The 3,070-nt window shown below is 49.4% G+C and carries 2 protein-coding genes; both read left to right on the forward strand.

Annotated features, from left to right (window positions below; genetic code table 11):
• Window positions 1-703 precede the first annotated feature (703 nt).
• Complete coding sequence (locus tag PsWM33_RS11200; RefSeq protein ID WP_446737448.1) at window positions 704-2,020, forward strand: NfeD family protein; 1,317 nt, start codon at window positions 704-706, stop codon at window positions 2,018-2,020.
• Window positions 2,017-2,790 (forward strand): slipin family protein, encoded by a 774-nt coding sequence (locus PsWM33_RS11205; protein ID WP_063297837.1) that lies wholly within the window; start codon window positions 2,017-2,019, stop codon window positions 2,788-2,790. The genes PsWM33_RS11200 and PsWM33_RS11205 overlap by 4 nt, the downstream gene beginning before the upstream one ends.
• Window positions 2,791-3,070 lie beyond the last annotated feature (280 nt).

The raw sequence follows: 3,070 nt of genomic DNA on the forward strand, positions 1-3,070 counted from the left end.
TCATGAAGGACGAGCCCGATTACGCATGCTATTGGCCCGTTCGTCCAGCGAGTAAACTTTTGCGCGCGCAGCTCTTTGCGTTTACAGCAAAAGTTCACTTCGTCCGCAGAAAAGTTGTGCAAGCGCGCAACACAGAGGGTTCACCATGGGATCAATAGGCGCTTATCAAGTTTGAGGCCTTATTGCTCAGGCACAAGTCAAGAATATTTTACACATATCTTGAACACGCCCCATTTAGTCAAGTGCCAGACTATGCCTGTCATTTGGACGAGCTGTGACGAGCTTGGACGAGCTTGGACGAGCTTGGACGAGGATAGGCAGTTTGAAACTCTATCCTCCGATACCTCATCAAGCTGCTTCGTGAACAAATAATTTTCGTTTACATGCAAACAGTTTGGAGATTTCTTAAGTCCTCAGAAACTGTCATACTCATCAAATTCCCCATTCCCCGCGTTATGTGGCAGTATAAATACAGATAATCGGCTGAACACTACACCAGCAACTCTTAATTGATTGCGTCGTTACCACGTTACCTTATGCAGGTAGTGTAGATATCCATATGTAACCAATTAAAAACAGAACGCACCTTGAAATGTTATTAGCGGTCACAAGAACGAAATGGCAGATTGAAAATCTTAAAGATTTAGGATTTGAGTGTATTCGATGTGTCGTTTTTCAGGCAATTCTAATCGGTAGCTTCTTCATTTTTGCGCTTTTCACAACGAGCTACGGTGCTGCCCAAACGGATCGGACAGCCTCGCTCATCCGTATTGAAGGCCCTATAGGGCCGGCCACTGCTGACTATGTGACACGTAGCCTCCAATCAGCACAGGAAAATGGGGCTACGCTTGCCATCATAACCTTAAACACTCCTGGTGGTCTTGACACCGCAATGCGCACCATCGTTCATGCCATTCTGGCATCTCCGGTTCCAGTTGTTGGGTATGTTGCGCCGAGTGGTGCCCGTGCGGCCAGTGCCGGAACCTATATTCTCTACGCATGCCACATCGCTGCCATGGCACCGGGAACCAATCTTGGTGCAGCAACACCGGTTCAGATAGGCGGTGGTTTTCCCGGATCGGGAGGTTCCGACAACGAAGAGGATGAAGAGACAAGTGCGACCCCGTCCTCCTCCTTCAAAGCTATCAGCGATGCGAAGGCCTATATCAAGAGCCTCGCCCAGTTGAGGAACCGAAACTCAGAGTGGGCAGAAAAGGCGGTCAGCGAAGCTGCCAGCCTAACGGCGGTCGATGCTCTTGAGGAAGGGGTCATAGGCTTCATTGTTGATAGTCAAACCGATCTTCTTCAGCAACTAAATGGGCGGTCTGTGGAGTTGCTGGCAGGACGGATTAACCTCAATACAGATAATCTGACGATTGTTCCGCTGGAGCCAGATTGGCGAACCGAGTTTCTTTCTGTCATCACCAATCCGAGTGTTGCCTATATTTTATTTCTTATCGGTATCTACGGCATTGTCCTGGAATTTTACAGTCCAGGCATTTTCATCGCTGGGATCACCGGTGTGATCTGCTTGTTCTTAGCGCTCTACGCCTTTCAGCTGCTGCCGGTCAACTATGCCGGACTGGCTTTAATTCTTGTCGGACTTGGTCTTATGATCGCTGAAGCGTTTGCGCCCAGCTTTGGCGTGCTCGGACTGGGTGGCGCCACCGCATTTGTGCTGGGTTCAATAATGCTGATCGACAGTGATACTCCTGAACTGGAGGTATCTCCCATGCTGATTGGGTCGATCGCAGCTGTTAGTGCGGGCGTTTTTTTCGTAATTCTTTATCTTCTCATGCGCTCGAAGGGCCGTGCTGTCGTGACAGGGCGGGAAGAAATGCTCAGCAGCAAAGCCGTGGTTTTAGACTGGAATGGAAGAAAGGGGCACGTCAGGATTCATGGCGAAGTATGGCAGGCAACAAGTACAACGCCTGTAAGGCCGGGCCACACCGTCGAAGTATCGGCTATTGAGGGTTTAACCCTCACCGTCTCTCCCCTAAAAAATGAGCATCAATCATGAACGAACTGCTTAACTATTCCTGGACTTTGATTGTCCTGATTCCGGTCCTGATTGTTTTTTCATCATTGAAGATTTTGCGGGAGTATGAGCGAGGTGTCATCTTCCTGCTGGGGCGTTTCTGGAAAGTGAAAGGTCCGGGCTTGATCATTGTCCTTCCGGGTATCATGCAGATGGTTCGCGTGGATTTGCGCATACGTGTTCTAGACGTGCCTGAGCAGGATGTAATTTCGCGGGACAATGTCTCCGTTAAAGTCAATGCTGTCGTGTATTTTCGCGCCGTGGACGCTGAACGGGCGATCATACAGGTTGAGGATTTCCTTCAGGCGACGACCCAACTGGCCCAGACAACCCTGCGCTCGGTCGCAGGCCAACATGAACTTGACGAAATGCTTGCATCGAGAGATCGGCTAAATTCTGATATCCAGCGTATTCTGGATGAACAGACGGAAACCTGGGGTATTAAGGTGTCAAATGTGGAACTGAAGCACATCGACCTTGATGAACGCATGATCCGTGCAATCGCAAAGCAGGCAGAGGCAGAGCGGCTTCGCCGTGCTAAGGTCATCGACGCGCAGGGCGAACACCAAGCGGCGGAAAAGTTTTTAGAAGCTGCCGCAATTCTCTCCCAGAACAATCAAGCTATGCAGCTGCGTTATCTGACAACATTGCAGACAATCGCAAGCGATAGAAGTAATACGATTGTCTTTCCAATGCCAATGGAACTGATAGGCCGACCTCCCCTGAAGGGTTCTGCAGGAGAGGAAAAATAAGGTAGTGTTTCTGAGTTATGCTGGCTGGAAGGTATCTCTCAAGGGCTCTATTACAGTTGGTCAAAGGAGTTTCTTGAGGTTCACTATTGCATCCTGGTTTGATCCCAGAAACAACTATGGGATCTCTGATAGCCTTTGCTATGGAGACTACAGGCGCCCCGATAGTCAAGAGTAGAGTCGGGCAGGCAGTCGCGGCCTTTGAAAAAAGTTATTACAGAGCGCAATGAGGAAGTACAAGGATAGAGGTGGTTCCGTTTATTTGGACAGGTGAGCGTCTTTT

Source organism: Pseudovibrio sp. WM33 (genome assembly GCF_001623165.1).
Lineage (GTDB): Bacteria > Pseudomonadota > Alphaproteobacteria > Rhizobiales > Stappiaceae > Pseudovibrio.